A 16,485-nucleotide genomic window follows, 5' to 3' on the forward strand; every position below is an offset into this window, starting at 1 on the left:
AGAGATGTCTTATACAATAAGCAGAAAATGAGTGAAATTCATGTCTTACGAAAATAAAATATTACAAATGAAAAAAATGCTGGGAAAAAAAACGATGTCCGCTAAACAAAAAGTTGAAGAACCAGCGTTCCAAAAACCTGCTAGGCCAAGCTATACAGAGCAATGGAAACAGGCGGGATTAACGGTTGTTGAAAATGATTTCGGCATCGTATTTAAGCGTCAGGTAAGCTATCCGTTTAGCTATCAGCATGGACATTATCAACTGCAATCATTCTTTGAAGCCCTGAAAAAATGGCAAGATGCTGAGTTTGAGCATCCTTATGCGCTCGATATGGAAGAGTCCGTCTTATTTTTTGACACGGAAACAACAGGTTTAAAGGGTGTTGGTACCCATATTTTTTTGCTTGGATTTTTAGAGGTAGCTGAAGAATCCTTTATCCTCACACAATATATTATGGCAGATCCTGCACATGAAGCAGCCTTCTTATTTGAATCCAAGCTTTGGCAAAAGTCAGCTACTGTGATTACCTATAATGGGAAAAGCTTTGATTGGCCACAGCTTGAAACACGATGGACATTGCATCAAAAAACCTTACCAAAATTACGCTCTCAGCGACAGATCGATTTGTTGCATAGTTCGAAGCGTTTATGGAAAAATGATATGGAGCGCTTAAAATTAAAATCTGTTGAGGAAGAAAAGCTTGGTTTTTCGCGTAAAGGGGATATTCCAGGCCATCTCGCACCTATTATTTATTTGGATGCAGTGAAAAGTGGCATTTCAGATGCTCTTATAAAGGTTTTGCACCATAATGAGTGGGATTTACTATCACTTATCACACTGTATAGTCATTCTACGTATTTATTGTTCGAGCAGGACCATGAAGAATCGGCAAAAACTTTCACCAACATTGGGAAATGGTATGGTGATTTAAGAGAAAGCACACAAAGTGTGAGGATTTTAGAAAAGGTGACATCGACATTTGATGCACTAGAAGCGGGTCATGCTCAATATTATTTAGCTTTGCAGCACAAGAAAAATAAACGCTATAGTGAAGCTATTGACTCATTCGTGGCCTCCCTTCATTTTGTTGAAGCAAGAACAAAGTTACATGCCCTAGAGCAGCTAGCCATACTTTATGAGCACCAAATGAAGGATTATGAGCATGCCCTTTATTATACGCAAGAAGGCATACGTCTCATTCAAAATAATGGGCAATGGAGAGTAGAACAAAAACAAAAATGGGAAATTTCTTGGGAAAAGAGACTACACAGATTAGGAAATAAGAAATAAATTCTTGGGTAAGCGCGTGAAACGACAAGTTTAGCCTTACAATTAGTATTTTCAGACGATATAATGTGATGAAGTATGCTATAATGTATTCGTGTATGTAGTGTGAGGAAGGGCGATGTGAATGGACATTAAATTAACGTCAAAAATGATCCTTGAAAAGGAATTTAAAAAGAACTTTAAAGGCTACAATGTAGAAGAAGTAGATTCTTTTCTTGATGAAATTATTCAAGACTATGAAACGTTTGAAAAAGTGGTGGCCCAACTACGTGAAGAAAATAGACAGTTAAAAGAAGAAATTGAAAGCACACCTAAGAGACAACCGGTTGCTTCAGCGGCAGCTGGTACAACGAATTTTGATATTTTAAAACGTCTTTCTAATTTAGAAAAACATGTATTTGGTAGCAAGCTGTACGAATAAATTTAGTTAATTATATTGTATTTAACATAAAACTCTAGTATAATCTTTCGTATCATCACGAAATTCTGGTAATCGCTGCGGCGCTAGACGTCGTAGAGGAAAGTCCATGCTCGCACGGTTCTGAGATGACCGTAGTGTTCGTGCTTACTGAAAAAATAAGGTAAGGCAGCTATTAAGGCTGACGGCGGAAGGAAGACCTAAGTCCTCTGGATATGGTTGACACTTCCTGAAAGTGCCACAGTGACGAAGCTTGCTTGGAAACTTGCAAGGTGGAACGAGGTAAACCCCACGAGTGAGAAACCCAAATTATGGTAGGGGCACTCTCTAGAAGGAATTGAACGGATAGAGGGACAGAGTTTGCTCTGTAGATAGATGATTACCACCTGATCGTACGAGGCGCAAGCTGTTTGAGTACTCAGGAACAAAACATGGCTTATGGAATTTTTTGATGCTTATCTACGAAATAACAAGCGCTCTCCAATTCGGTGGAGAGCTTTTATTTTGAATTCATGAGGAAAAAGTAACCTTGTTAATCAAGTCTTGGTATGCGCTATACGTTTGAGAAGTATCGCTACCGCTTCTAAGTCACAACATCTGAAAACGGTTATCGCATCAATGTGATGTATTGATCTTGACTGCTCACATATTTTGTAATGTAAGCAAACGCCAGGAATAACAACCACCTCTTTAAATGGTTTATCAGTTGAAGGTGTATGGTTACCTGTTTATCAAGAGAATGCCTTGGCGATTGTCATAGATTTACTTGAGGCGCTTTTCGAGCAAGTTCGAAAAATCTGGACGCATTCATTGCACGAAAGAGAAGCGTCAGTGACAATTACACCGAGCGTAATAGATTACATAGTGGTTGGCCTGACGTAAATGCCCTTCTGAGAGGGAGTATAGAGAGATAGGATGGAGCGGAAACATGAACGGAGTAAACAATTGGGAAAGTACGGATAAACTGAAACTGATATCTAAATATCCGACTACCTTAATACTTAAAATCTTCGAAAATGTATCTGAAGGTATCATGATTACTGATGAATACAAAAAAATAGTAATGGTTAATCCTGCCTTTGAATTTGTGACAGGCTATACATGTGACGATGTGGTTGGAAAAACGCCAGCCGTTTTACAATCTGGTGTACATGAATTGCCGTTCTATTTAGAGATGTGGGAGCAGATACGACAAGAAGGCATTTGGCAAGGTGAGATATGGAATCGTCGTAAAACTGGAGACGTATATCCTGAATGGTTAACAATTGTTTGTGTAACCAACGATGAGGGTGAGGTTACAAATTACTGTGGTATTTTCACAGATTTGTCTGAAAGAAAAATAGTAGAAAATGAATTAGAAAAGCGTTTGCTCACGGATTCATTAACAGATGTATCCAATCGTTTTGCCTATATCGAAAGAATGGATAATCTCTTGGAATCGACTTCTGCTATTTCTCATTCAGTGCAGCATGCGATCTATTTCTTAGATTTGGATCGATTTAAGCAAATTAATGATACATTAGGCCATGCTGTTGGAGATTCAATTTTAATAGAAGTAGCAAATCGACTAAAAAAATTACTGAAAAATAAAGATATTATTGCAAGATATGGCGGAGATGAATTCGTCATTACATTAACGAATGTGAAAAATGTTAAAGAGGCTGCAAAATTCGCTGAACAAATTATTAGTAGTATTGAACAGCCAATGATGATAAATGATCAGGAAGTTTTTATTTCAACGAGTATTGGTATTAGCGTTTATCCAGTTGATAGTAAAAACACAGAAGAACTGATCAATTGTGCAGATAGAGCGATGACTTATTCAAAAAAGAATGAATTAAACGGCTATTCCTTCTATTTTGATGAGCTGCAAACAGACGCACAACGAGTGCTATTGCTAGATTCTGAGTTAAGAAGAGCAATAGAAAATCGTGAATTTGAGCTACATTTTCAGCCAAAGATTTCTATGGAAAATGAGCAAATTCAAGGTTTAGAAGCACTAGTCCGCTGGAATAGCGAGAGGCTAGGCTTTGTTTCACCTGCTGAGTTTATCACTTATGCGGAGGATACAGGTCTAATCATTCCATTAAGTGAGCTCATTATCGAAAAAGCATGTGAGGCAGTCATTCAAATGCGACAATATGGTTGGAAAACACCTGTCGCCATTAATATCTCGAGCATTCACTTTAAACAGCAGAATTTTTTGGAGTCGATCCAAACAATATTAGAGCGCTATAATATGCCAGCTAACAATTTTGAAATAGAAGTGACAGAGCGAACGGTGATGAACAGTGCCAATGAGACAGTTAGTAAATTGGTTCGTTTAAAACAATTAGGCTTTAAAATCTCAATCGATGACTTTGGGACTGGCTATTCATCCTTAAGTTATTTAGTTCGCTTCCCATTAGATTGTTTAAAAATTGATCGTAGCTTTATCCAGCATATTGGATCACTCGATGAAAAACAGGCAGTTGTAGATGCGATTATTCAAATGTCCCATCGCTTAAAAATGAAAGTTGTTGCTGAAGGTGTAGAACAAGCACAACAAGTGGATATACTACGTAAAATGAACTGTGATATAATCCAAGGCTATTATTACAGCAAACCACTCCCATTAAACGAATTGATGGAGTTTATGGAGTATTGGGAAATTGAGCATCAAGGAAGGAAATAATCTATGGCAAACTATCAATTAGTAGCTACGTCAGCAATGGGCTTAGAAGCTATTGTGGCACAAGAAGTAAAAGCACTTGGCTATGAAACAACCGTTGACAATGGCAAAGTATATTTTGAAGGCGATGAAACGGCGATTGCGCGTACCAATTTATGGCTACGTGTAGCGGATCGTGTAAAGATTGTCGTTGGGCAATTCCCAGCAAAATCGTTTGAACAATTATTTGAAAGTGTGAAGGCACTCCCTTGGGAGAAGTATTTACCAGTGGACGCTGCTTTTCCTGTTTCAGGAAAGTCCGTAAAATCGAAATTATTTAGTGTACCTGATTGTCAAGCCATTACCAAAAAGGCAATCGTTGAGCGAATGAAACAGCATTATAAGCGACTTGGCTTTTTGGATGAATCTGGAGCGACTTACAAAGTTGAGGTTTCGATTTTAAAAGATGTGGCGACACTAACAATTGATACATCTGGTGCTGGCCTACATAAGCGTGGCTATCGTCAGGCACAAGGTGAGGCACCATTAAAAGAAACATTAGCAGCTGCACTTGTACAAATTTCAAAATGGAATCCAAATCGTCCGTTTGTTGACCCATTCTGTGGCTCTGGTACTATTGCATTGGAAGCGGCGATGTTTGGACAAAATATAGCTCCAGGCTATAACCGTGAATTCATTTCTGAGGAATGGCCATGGATGAAAGCGGCAATCTGGGATACGGTTCGTGATGAAGCAGATAGTTTAGCGAACTATGATCAGCCGTTAGAAATTATTGGTTCCGATATTGATCACCGCATGGTCAGCATTGCGCAAGAAAACGCAATAGAAGCAGGCTTTGGAGAGTTAATCACGTTTAAGCAAATGCAAGCACGTGATTTTACAACACAGTTAATGGATGGTGTCATGATTGGGAACCCGCCGTACGGAGAGCGTATTGGTGATGTGGAAGTCGTGGAACAGGTGATCCGTGATGTTGGGAAGGTCATGAAAAACTATCCAACTTGGTCTGTTTATATGCTATCCTCCATGAAGAATTTTGAAGAATTATATGGACGCCAAGCGACGAAAAAACGTAAATTATTTAATGGTTTTATTGAAACAAATTATTATCAGTTCTGGGGTCAAAAGTCTAAAAGAGATTAACGAATAGTAACGGAAGATAAGATTTTTTCTTATCTTCCGTTTCGTCGCGTATAATAGCAACAGATAGTAAGAGGGGGAACATTAATTGCGTAAATCTTTACCATTTGCATTATCAAAGGACCGTTCATTTTTCGATTCATTAGGTGACTGGATGGGCGATGTTCTTTATGATGAATTACCAGAAAAGGGCTTTGAATGCCGTGATGAGCAAATCTTTATGGCTTATCAAATAGAACAAGCACTAAAAGAAAAAAATGTTCTCTTTGCGGAGGCGGGAGTGGGAACTGGCAAAACGATCGCTTATTTGCTTCCAGCTATTTCCTATGCACGTTACACAGGGAAACCGGCCTTGATTGCTTGTGCAGATGAAACATTAATCGACCAACTTGTAAAAGAGGGGGGCGATATTTATAAACTCCAAAAAACGTTAGGACTTGATATTGATGTTCGTCTAGCAAAATCGAGAGATCAGTATTTATGCTTAAAACGCTTTGAGGAAGCAGAAAAAGTGGAGTCGGATGAATGGATTGATGATATTTCCTTTTCTATCCCTGATGGTGTTTATGCACAAGGTTCGATGATTGCTGTTCATCCATATGGGGAACGCAGTGATTATCCAACAGTCAGTGATGAGGATTGGCAAAAGGTTAATTACAATTCGATTATGCAATGTTCGGTTTGTGATCTTCGGAATCGCTGTGGGCAAACGTTGCATCGCTCTCATTATCGAAAATCAACCGATCTTGTTATTTGTTCTCAAGATTTTCTAATGGAGCATTTGGCTACAAAGGAATCTCGTGAGCGTGAAGGTCAGCTAGCATTGTTGCCTGAGGTATCAATGATGGTGCTGGATGAAGGACATTTATTGGAGTATGCTGCGCAAAAAGCGATGACCTATAAAGTACAGGCGACGACTATTGTGCAATTACTGGAGCGCTTGATGGTAGATGGTGTACGCGAGCGCACACTGTATGCAATGGAGAAATTACAGGATGATCATGAACTATTTTTTGATCAACTTCGCGATGATATCGTCGCTTCTAATGAAGATCGAAAACGCATAAACAAATCAAAAACATTGCTTACTTACGGGAAGCAGTTAATAGATGATGTAGAAACATTGATGGAAGAATTCGTTTTTGAATCAGAAATGTACATGATTCCTGAATATGAGCTAAATATGGCAGAAGAATATTTAGAACAATATGAGGCTTCGTTGCGTATTTTCATCGCACAGGGAGATGCAGTAGATTGGTTAGAGGAAACAGATGGTGAAGAAACGCTCGTCATTATGCCTCGTTTAATCACAGAAGTTTTAGCAGAAAAATTATTCTCTAAAAAGCTTCCAATCGTCTTTTCTTCTGCCACGCTATCGGTCAATAAAGACTTTTCTTATATTGCCTATAGTTTAGGAATTCGAGATTACCAATCATTTTCTGTGCCATCCCCATTCGACTATGAAGAGGTTATGAAAATCTATTTACATGAGCTTACACAACGAGACAAAACAGCGCGTGTTCAGCAGTTGTTGCGTGATGGCGAGCAAACGTTGATTTTATTTAAATCGAAGCAAGCCATGCTAAACTTCAAGGCAGAATTACCAATAATGGAACGTATGTATGTAGCATTTGAGGGAGATCGAGAGCTATCAGCCATTGTTCGAGACTTCCAGCAAGGAACAGTTAAAACATTATGTTCATATCATTTATGGGAAGGGTTAGATTTGCCTGAGGAAGCATTAACGCGTGTGATTATTTATGATTTACCGTTTCCTCCACAGGACCCATTATTTGATGCGAAACGTACATTTGCAGAAAACCCATTTGAGGAAGTGGAATTACCTTTCATGCAATTACGCTTGCAGCAAGGGATGGGGCGCTTAATTCGTACATCGAATGACCATGGTGATATTCACATTTTATTAAATGAAGATGAACAAAAACAGCGTGCAGCCTTTGAAAATATAGTAGCAGTTGTACCAGAAATAAAATAGAAAGAAGCGAGTTTACCCAAAAGGTAAGCTCTTTTTTTATTATATTGAAATAACATTATGTGTGTAGTTAAATTATGGATCTTTAAAAAACTGTTGAATATTTCTCTTTTAAGCTATATAGTTCTTTGTAATGCAACGAAATCTTGTGAAAGAATATATTTTTTATATTGAAAATAATTTCACAAAAGGTTTATAATAATGACAAAGATTTTTAAGAATAGTCAAATTGCTTGCTGACTATTCATTGATAGGGGGCTTAAACCTGTCGAACATTCAATCATTGTGTAGAAAATATACAAATCTATCGGCAACGGATATTGACAAGTTAATAGAAATAGAGGCTACGCTAACGTATTATGCTGAGTTGACTGATTGTTACATGTTCATAGATTGCCTGTTGGAGAATTTACCGCATGCAATTGTTGTGGCAGAGGCATTCCCAAAGAAAGAGATTGGTTTATACGAAAAATCAGTTATCGGAAAATTCGTATTTGAAAGTTTTGAACCAGCCGTATTTGCTGCGTTTAAACATAAAGAAAAATCATCCATTTCCAGAGCAATTACGCAGGAAGGCATTACGGTGGAGCAAAATGTCATTCCCATTTTTAATGAGCAGCAGCAAGTAATTGCTGTATTGATTCAGGAAAAAATGGTGAAGATGCAAACGACACCGAAGGATGATTTTCAGAATATGCCTTTTGCATTAATTGAGCATATTGTTGAACCAAATTCTCAACCGATTCCAGTTGTTTCTGATTTACTCGTAGAGTCGATTATTCTCACAAATCACGAAAATAAAGTGATTTATAGTAATCCTGCTGGCTATCATTTTATTTCAGAGCTATCTGGATTAGAAAATTTTGACAATGTAGCATTGGATAAAATCTTACCTTTTTTACAGGAGGTCTATGATAAAGGCGACGATGTCTTTTTCCTTGAAATTACGATTGATCGTAAATCCTTTATTGTAAAGAAAATTCCAATTCGCAGTCATAACGAGAAAGTCACACTACTCATTATTCATGATCTAACAGAGCTTAAGCTGAAAGAAAATGAGCTAATGATGAAAACATTTGCGATAAGAGAAATTCACCACCGCGTGAAAAACAATCTTCAGACAGTGACAAGTCTATTACGTTTACAAATGCGAAATGATCTGTCTGCTTCAAATGCAAGTGCGTTTCAAGAGGCATTAAATCGAATCTATAGTATTTCATCGGTGTATGAGCTGATTTTAGAAAATGAAGATAACGCTGAAGAAAGAGTAGACGTTATCGCATTAGCTAAAAAAATTGGTCATAAAATGATTGGTACGTCTAATACAGCAACTATTCAACTAGCCTTTCATCATGAAAATTTGCAGCTGTTCTGCCATTCAAAAAAGGCAGTCTCTTTAGCACTCATTATTTGTGAGCTACTGCAAAATGCATTAAAGTATGCGTTTATCGGACGTGATGAAGGAATCATCGATATTCAATTCATTCAGGAAGATTCTACAATTTCGCTTCATATTTCTGACAACGGCGTTGGAATGCAAGAGGTGAAGGCATCTTTTGGTATGGAGATTATCACAAGGCTTGTAGAATATGATTTAGCTGGCTCATTTTCAATTATCCCTAGTAATGAAGGTACACATACTCAAATTCAGTTCCCTGTAAGTGAGGAGGTATTTATCGTAAATGACTAGGAAAGTTATGATTGTCGAAGATGAATCACTGATTGCGATTGATTTGAAGTTTATGTTAGAAGATAACGGCTACGAAGTTGTAGCTCAAGCGAACAATGGGGAAACAGCCATTGAATTAGCCTTTTTACATAAACCACAGTTAATCTTAATGGACATTAAAATGCCTAAACTTGACGGTTTAAAGGCAAGTAAAATTATTGAACAACAGCTTGGTATACCCGTTCTTTTCATCTCGGCCTATAGTGAAAAAGAATTGTTGCTATACATGAAGCAGGATAATATATTAGGATATGTAATGAAACCGTTTTCTGAAAAAAATGTGTTGCCTGTGCTTGAGGTTGCTTTTCATCAAATTGATAAATTCAACCGTCTCAATGGGGAGATCTTACATAAGCAAACACAATTAGATAAGCGAAAAGTCATTGAACGAGCGAAGGGCTTGCTGATGCAGGCTGAAAATATAAGCGAGGACGAGGCTTACCGTAAGATTCGCAATGAAAGTATGCAAACACAACAGGAAATGGTGCAGATTGCACAGCAAATTATTAACAACTTACAAGTCAATAGTTGAAGCAAAGGCGCTTTAAAGAGATTTCTTCTTTAAAGTGCCTTTTTTTATATAAATTTATAAATAAAAAAGGGGTGATGAGTAAGATGGCAATGATAGGAACGATTATCGTTTATATTATTATGATTTGTGCTGTTTTAGGGGCAATCGGAGCTATCCGAGATGCTGAGTATGGAATTGGGAAAGAATTTATGAATGGGATTCATACGGTTGGTCATATTTTTGTTCCAGCAGCAGGGATCATGGCAGCTATACCTTACTTAACATGGTTTATTAGTCATTTTATTAGTCCGATTTTTGAGTTAATTGGTGCAGATCCTGCGATCGCAGCGACGACGATTTTAGCCTCGGACATGGGTGGTTACCAATTAGCCAATGCGTTAAAGGAGTCTTATGAGGGATGGGTAATGGCTCTTGTTGTTGGTTTTATGTCAGGTGCTACTATCGTATTCTCGATTCCAATGGGTCTTGCGATGTTGGATAAGCGTGATCATAAATATATGGCGCTAGGAATTATGGCTGGCGTATTAACAATCCCGATTGGTGCATTTATTTCTTCCATCATGATTGTGCTATTCAACACAGAAGTACGTGAAGTCATTAGTACAACAGAGGCGCCTACATATGTATTTGCCATTTCTGTTTTACAAATATTAATTAACTTACTACCTTTATTCATTTTCGTTATCTTAATCGCACTAGGCTTAAAGCTGATTCCAAACGGCATGATTACTGGCTTCATGGTCTTCGGTCGTGTAATGGATGCGGGAATTAAACTGGTGTTAGTGTTCTCTATTGTTGAAATTTTTACAGGTATTTTTACAAAGATTTTTGGTGCGTGGGGCTTCGATCCAATCATGGCTGATGAAATCGACCAGTTCCGAGCATTAGAAACAGCCGGCTATATCGGGATTATGCTAGCGGGTGCCTTCCCAATGGTGTATCTAATTCGAAAGTATGCTTCCAAGCCACTTGAAGCAGCTGGTAAAAAATTAGGCTTATCCTCTGTAGGAAGTGCTGGGATTTTAGCAACGATTGCAAATATTTTAGCGATGTTTACACTCATTCGCCATATGCCACCAAAAGACAAAGTGATTAACATTGCATTTGGTGTATGTTCGGCCTTCTTATTAGGTGATCACTTATCATTCACGGCTAACTTCCAGCCAACTATTATTTTACCTGTTATTGCAGGGAAATTTTTAGCGGGTGTTATTGCGATTATTTTAGCCTATAAGCTTTCAGTACCAACTGCATTAAGGTTGGAAATTGAAGATCGCAAGGCTGGCATTATCAAAGAAGGCGAGTATTTAACAGATCAAAAATCTTAATTGATTAAAAAGTGAGGTGATGACGTGTGAGTGAAGAGAAAAAACGATTTATTCAGGAGTTTGTGCCGGGTAAACAGCTAACATTGAGTCACCTTATTGCCAATCCTGATCCAGAAATGTTTCAAAAGCTAGGTATCCAAGAAGCAGGTGCACTTGGCATTATGACTTGTACACCAAGTGAAACGGTAATTATTGCAGGGGACTTAGCAACAAAGGCTGCCAATGTCAAACTTGGGTTTTTAGATCGTTTTACAGGTAGTCTCGTTATTGTTGGTAGTGTGTCAGAGGTAGAAATGGCGATGTTGGAAATCAATCGTTTTTTATCCGAGGTATTAGGCTATACACCATCAAAAATAACAAAATCTTAGGATGTGTCATATGAAAAATCGAGTAATGATAATAGGCGGTGTGCAAGCAGGAAAGTCAACATTGATGAATACATTGTTGGGCAAAGAAAGCAGTGCCAACAAAACACAAGCACTCGTTTATGATGACTGGATTGTTGATACACCAGGTGAATATGTTGAAAATCCAATGTATTACAGAAATATTATGGCAACATCTTTGGAAGTAACCCATGTGATTTACTTGCAGGATGCCACATCAGCAAGGAGTGTATTCCCTCCGCAATTCAGCTTAGGGATTCCCAAAATACAAATAGGTGTGATTACCAAGATTGATGCCCTTGATGCAGATGTAGAAAGGGCTACCACCTTATTAAAAAATGTTATGACGCAGGGCCCTATCGTGCAAACCTCTTCCTGGCAAAAGCTTGGCATTGAATTGATTGAACCATTGATTCAACTCAAGACAAATGAAGAAATTCGACAATTTGTTAAGGAAAGCGATAGTCCGTATCTCATGTATTGCTCACAGTAGCGAGAGGGAGGTGTAGGGTGAAAACAGAAAAAATATTTAGTGCAGGCATTGATATTGGGACAAGTACCACAAAAATGGTTGTCAGTAGTTTTCTGTTAAAGAATGTGGCTGGCATAACACATGTGCCAAGGATTGAAATTATTGAGAAAACGGTGTTGCATCAAAGTCCAATTATTAGAACACCTTTTATCAATAAAGACATCATTGATATGAAAAAGATAGAGGAATTTATTTCTCAACAGTATCAATTGGCACAAATTGCTCCATCTGATATTGCAACAGGGGCCATCATCATTACAGGTGAATCAGCCACGAAGGAAAATGCAAGTGAGGTTGTCCATACCATTGCTGATGGCGCAGGTCATTTTTTAGTTGCTACCGCAGGTCCTGATTTAGAGGGCATCATTGCTGCCAAAGGGGCAGGTACTTTACAGCAATCAAAGAATACATCCAAAGTCATCGCCAATATCGACATTGGTGGAGGGACAGCGAATATTGCTGTTATGCAATTTGGAGAGATCATTGGTACATGTACCTTACATGTTGGTGGTAGATTGATTGAGTTTAAGGATGGCAAGATTCAATCAATTTCTCCGCCACTCATGCGATTGATGGAACGATGGGCTAATCCGTTAGCGGTCGGTGATGCGGCCGAAGATATTCGAGTGACACATTGTATTGAAGAAATGGTGCAAACACTTGCCATGATTCTTCATGGGCAATGCAGAGATGAAAAGCATCCATTATTACTAGGGCATTTACCAAACTGGCATAAACCTGTGGATGCCATCGTTTTTACGGGTGGTGTGGCCTCTTGTATTTATGAAAATGAATGTACACAGCGTCAATATGATGATATTGGTGAAAAATTAGCGAAAATGCTACAACAGCATGAACAGCTACAATCATTTTTATGGTTACAACCAGAGGAAACAGCACGTGCAACAGTGACGGGTGCTGGTACACAAACCACTGAAATCAGTGGGGCAACCATTCAGGTGGATGCACAAGTGTTACCACTAAAAAATGTACCTGTCTTCAATTGTCATATAGATCCTTTAACAGACTTTAACCCGACAGTGAAGACAGCAGTAGAGAGAGCAAATGATTTATTTTCTATACAGGACAATCGTTCGCCATTTGCACTTTATTTTAGTGAATTGCCGTATTTAAGCTTTCAGGATGTACATGCATTGTGTCAGGCCATTTTGCTACATTTGGCGACAAGATGCTCTAAGGACATACCAATTATCATAGTCATTCAATCAGATTATGCAAAGATTATTGGACAGACCATACAAGCCATAAATGCGACAGTACCAATTATTTGCATCGATCAAATTAAAGTGGAAACGGGCGATTACATCGACATTGGAGAGGTTCTGCCATCTGGCGTTGTTCCTGTTGTGGTAAAGACCCTTGCCTTCCATTCAAAGTAAGGAGGATGAATGTGAACTTATCGATGATATTTGGTGGAGAAAAATATAATTTTAAATCATTAAAAGATGTTATGGCTAAGGCCAATGAAGAAAAATCAGGCGATCAGCTAGCAGGTATTGCCGCTGAGACGGTTCAACAACGAATCGCAGCAAAGGCAGTATTAAGTGAGCTTTTAGTTAAAGATATCCGCGAAAATCCATTAGTGCCACAAGAAAATGATGAGGTTTCACGCATTATTGAGGGCGATATTAATGAGCAAATATATGGAGAAATCAAAAACTGGAGCATCGAGCAGCTACGTGAATACATTTTATCAAATGACACGGGTGATCGTGAATTAAAGCGTTTAAGTAAAGGGATGAATTCCGAGATTATTGCTGCTGTTACAAAACTAATGTCCAATTTAGATCTTGTGCACGCAGCCAATAAAGTTGAAATACTTTCAACGTGTAATATTACGATTGGTCAAAAAGGGACGCTGTCATCTCGTCTACAGCCAAATCATCCGACAGATAATATTGATGGCATCATCGCCTCTCTAAAAGAAGGACTGTCCTATGGTATTGGGGATGCTGTTATCGGCATTAATCCTGTAGATGATTCAGTTGAAAGTGTCAAAAAAGTGCTTACGGCTACAAAGGAATTCATCAATGATTGGTCTATTCCTACGCAAAACTGTGTATTGGCTCATATTACAACACAGATGAAGGCAATTAAACAAGGCGCCCCAGCAGATATGATTTTCCAAAGTATCGCAGGGACAGAAATTGCTAACCGTTCGTTCGGTATATCTGCTGATTTAATAAGAGAAGCAGAGGAGCTCATTAAAAAACAAGGAACAGGTACTGGCCCAAATTTATTCTACTTTGAAACAGGTCAAGGCTCAGAACTATCGGCAGAGGCACATATGGGCATTGACCAAGTAACACTGGAATCGCGCAATTATGGATTTGCTAGACATTTTAATCCTTATATTGTGAACACAGTAGTTGGTTTTATTGGCCCAGAGTATTTATACAACAATAAACAAGTAATTCGAGCAGGTCTTGAAGATCATTTCATGGGCAAAATGCATGGTATTCCTATGGGGGTAGATATTTGCTATACCAACCATATTAAGGCAGACCAAAATGATGTGGAAGATTTAAGTGTATTGCTGACAGCAGCTGGCGTTAACTTTATTATTGCTGCGCCAATGGGCGATGATGTGATGCTCAACTATCAATCGATGAGCTTCCATGATGTGGCTACATTACTCCAAACATTTGGTAAAAAACCAGCACCAGAGTATTTAGCATGGTTAGAGAAAATGGGCATTTATGAAAATGGTCGACTGTCAGCAAGAGCTGGCGATTTATCCATTTTTGAAAGGTAGGTGAGTCAAGTGAATGATCAATTAGTTTCAATGATTACACAGCTTGTCATGGAGAAGATGGAGAAAAGTACTGGTAGTCAAGCACCTGAAATAGCTGCTACTTCAACAGAACAACCACTTATTAAATTTTATGATACAGTGGAAAATCGTTCTTCAGGAACAACAGAAGCTACAGCAACATCACAGGAGCCATTAATTCAGCTGTATCAGCATGGAGCTCCCCAGGAAGTAACAACGTTTGCTTCTACTACTTTCAACCAACCAGTAAATGACGCTGTGCCCATCAAGCCCTTTCAGTTTGAGGAAGAATCGTTAACTGAAAGTGTACAGGCTGCTAAGAAACATACACCTGCTCGTATTGGTGTAGGGAGAGCGGGGACAAGACCGAAAACGAAAACCTGGTTAAAATTCCGACTCGATCATGCTGCTGCGGTAGATGCTGTGTATGGCGAAGTGTCAGAAGATCTTTTACAAAAGCTTGATGTCTTTCAGGTCACTACGAAAGTCACAGATAAAGAGGAATACATTACAAGACCTGACTTAGGGCGTCGTTTATCAGAGGAATCAAAGGCATTGATTCAGGAAAAATGTAAACCACAGCCAAAGGTTCAGATTATTATCTCGAATGGCTTGAGTGCAAGTGCGATTGAAGAGAATGTTCAAGATGTTTACTTAGCCCTTCAGCAAAGCCTTAGCAATTTAAATATTGACATCGGTACTACGTTCTATATCGATAAAGGGCGTGTTGCTTTAATGGATGAGATTGGTGAGCTGCTACAGGCAGAGGTTATTGTTTACCTAATTGGTGAGCGTCCAGGGCTCGTATCGGCAGAATCAATGAGTGCATATTTATGCTACAAGCCAAGAATTGGGACAGTGGAAGCGGAACGTATGGTAATTTCAAATATCCATAAGGGTGGTATCCCACCATTAGAAGCGGGCGCTTATCTTGGCACAGTCGTAGAAAAAATCCTGCATTATCAGGCAAGTGGCGTAGAGCTTGTCGCAAAAGAAGGTTAGGAGGCTGAAATATGTATCCTCAAAAAATTATGGCGCAAATCTTGGCGATGCAAACCATTCCAAGAGTCAACAGTGAACTAGCAGAGCAGTTAGATTTAAAGCCACATCATCATAGCATTGGACTTGTCACACTGACAATCGACGATGTTGGCTACGTAGCCTTAGACGAGGCGACGAAAAAGGCAGATGTCGATGTTGTCTATGCAAAAAGCTTTTATGCGGGAGCGGCACATGCGTCTGGTCCATTGTCAGGTGAAGTGATTGGCATTATTGCTGGAAGCTCACCTGATGAAATTCGTAGTGGTCTTGATGCCATTCAACAAAAAATTGAATTTGATACGTATTTTGAAGCCATTAATAATAATGACAATCATGCCTTGTTTGCCCATACCGTGGCAAGCTGTGGGACGTATCTTGCAGAGCTTGCAGATGTAAAGGTTGGCACCCCACTTGCTTATTTAATTGCTCCGCCGCTTGAAGCGGTTGTTGGATTAGATGCAGCATTAAAGGCTGCAGATGTTGAGCTAAAGGTTTTCTTTGGTCCTCCATCTGAAACCAATTTTGGGGGCGGCTTATTAACTGGCAGTCAATCTTCATGCGAGGCTGCGGCACATGCATTCAGAGAAGCTATTGAAAATATAGCTAGAAACCCAGTGATCTAGAAGGGAGGCG

14 protein-coding genes and 1 other RNA gene are annotated in these 16,485 nt (G+C 38.9%); all 15 read left to right on the top strand.

All coding sequences use genetic code 11. From position 1 onward, the window contains the following. Positions 1-40: 40 nt before the first annotated feature. The 15 genes from PSR12_RS07710 (at position 41) to eutL (ending at position 16,475) form a co-directional block, all read left to right on the top strand. A complete protein-coding gene (locus tag PSR12_RS07710) occupies positions 41-1,291 on the top strand; it encodes a ribonuclease H-like domain-containing protein (RefSeq protein WP_274772446.1) in 1,251 nt (416 codons plus the stop codon). Positions 1,292-1,412: 121 nt separating this feature from the next. Next, positions 1,413-1,709, top strand: a complete 297-nt coding sequence (gene gpsB, locus PSR12_RS07715) for a cell division regulator GpsB (RefSeq protein WP_004269307.1) — start codon at positions 1,413-1,415, stop codon at positions 1,707-1,709. 60 nt (positions 1,710-1,769) lie between these two features. Beyond that, an RNA gene (gene rnpB / locus PSR12_RS07720) (RNase P RNA component class B) lies at positions 1,770-2,150 on the top strand. Between the two features lie 484 nt (positions 2,151-2,634). Then, complete coding sequence (locus PSR12_RS07725; protein WP_274772449.1) at positions 2,635-4,380, top strand: GGDEF domain-containing phosphodiesterase; 1,746 nt, start codon at positions 2,635-2,637, stop codon at positions 4,378-4,380. Between the two features lie 3 nt (positions 4,381-4,383). Beyond that, positions 4,384-5,520, top strand: coding sequence for a THUMP domain-containing class I SAM-dependent RNA methyltransferase (locus tag PSR12_RS07730; protein ID WP_274772451.1), 1,137 nt, complete (start codon positions 4,384-4,386; stop codon positions 5,518-5,520). 85 nt (positions 5,521-5,605) lie between these two features. Further along, positions 5,606-7,513, top strand: coding sequence for an ATP-dependent DNA helicase (locus PSR12_RS07735; RefSeq protein ID WP_221680697.1), 1,908 nt, complete (start codon positions 5,606-5,608; stop codon positions 7,511-7,513). 226 nt (positions 7,514-7,739) lie between these two features. Continuing rightward, on the top strand, positions 7,740-9,200 hold the full coding sequence (locus tag PSR12_RS07740) for a sensor histidine kinase (protein WP_274772453.1): 1,461 nt from the start codon (positions 7,740-7,742) through the stop codon (positions 9,198-9,200). Beyond that, entirely contained in the window at positions 9,193-9,771 is a 579-nt protein-coding gene (locus PSR12_RS07745; RefSeq protein ID WP_036077542.1) for an ANTAR domain-containing response regulator, read from the top strand. The genes PSR12_RS07740 and PSR12_RS07745 overlap by 8 nt, the downstream gene beginning before the upstream one ends. A gap of 83 nt (positions 9,772-9,854) precedes the next feature. Beyond that, positions 9,855-11,099 carry an ethanolamine utilization protein EutH gene (gene eutH / locus PSR12_RS07750; protein WP_036077540.1) on the top strand — a complete coding sequence of 415 codons (1,245 nt, stop codon included), beginning with the start codon at positions 9,855-9,857 and terminating at the stop codon, positions 11,097-11,099. 26 nt (positions 11,100-11,125) lie between these two features. After that, positions 11,126-11,467, top strand: a complete 342-nt coding sequence (gene eutS, locus PSR12_RS07755) for an ethanolamine utilization microcompartment protein EutS (RefSeq protein ID WP_004269314.1) — start codon at positions 11,126-11,128, stop codon at positions 11,465-11,467. A gap of 10 nt (positions 11,468-11,477) precedes the next feature. Then, on the top strand, positions 11,478-11,978 hold the full coding sequence (locus tag PSR12_RS07760) for a EutP/PduV family microcompartment system protein (RefSeq protein WP_016991937.1): 501 nt from the start codon (positions 11,478-11,480) through the stop codon (positions 11,976-11,978). Positions 11,979-11,995: 17 nt separating this feature from the next. Beyond that, the gene (locus PSR12_RS07765; protein WP_274772459.1) at positions 11,996-13,417 is read left to right on the top strand and encodes an ethanolamine ammonia-lyase reactivating factor EutA; all 1,422 of its coding nucleotides are present in this window, start codon (positions 11,996-11,998) and stop codon (positions 13,415-13,417) included. Between the two features lie 5 nt (positions 13,418-13,422). Continuing rightward, a complete protein-coding gene (locus PSR12_RS07770) occupies positions 13,423-14,793 on the top strand; it encodes an ethanolamine ammonia-lyase subunit EutB (RefSeq protein ID WP_128568210.1) in 1,371 nt (456 codons plus the stop codon). Between the two features lie 9 nt (positions 14,794-14,802). Then, complete coding sequence (gene eutC, locus PSR12_RS07775) at positions 14,803-15,813, top strand: ethanolamine ammonia-lyase subunit EutC (protein ID WP_274772462.1); 1,011 nt, start codon at positions 14,803-14,805, stop codon at positions 15,811-15,813. Between the two features lie 11 nt (positions 15,814-15,824). Beyond that, positions 15,825-16,475 (top strand): ethanolamine utilization microcompartment protein EutL, encoded by a 651-nt coding sequence (gene eutL / locus PSR12_RS07780; protein WP_036077522.1) that lies wholly within the window; start codon positions 15,825-15,827, stop codon positions 16,473-16,475. The last annotated feature ends 10 nt before the right edge of the window (positions 16,476-16,485 follow it).

Origin of the sequence: Lysinibacillus sp. G01H, from assembly GCF_028872195.1 — a bacterium.
In the GTDB taxonomy this organism is placed as follows: domain Bacteria; phylum Bacillota; class Bacilli; order Bacillales_A; family Planococcaceae; genus Lysinibacillus; species Lysinibacillus capsici.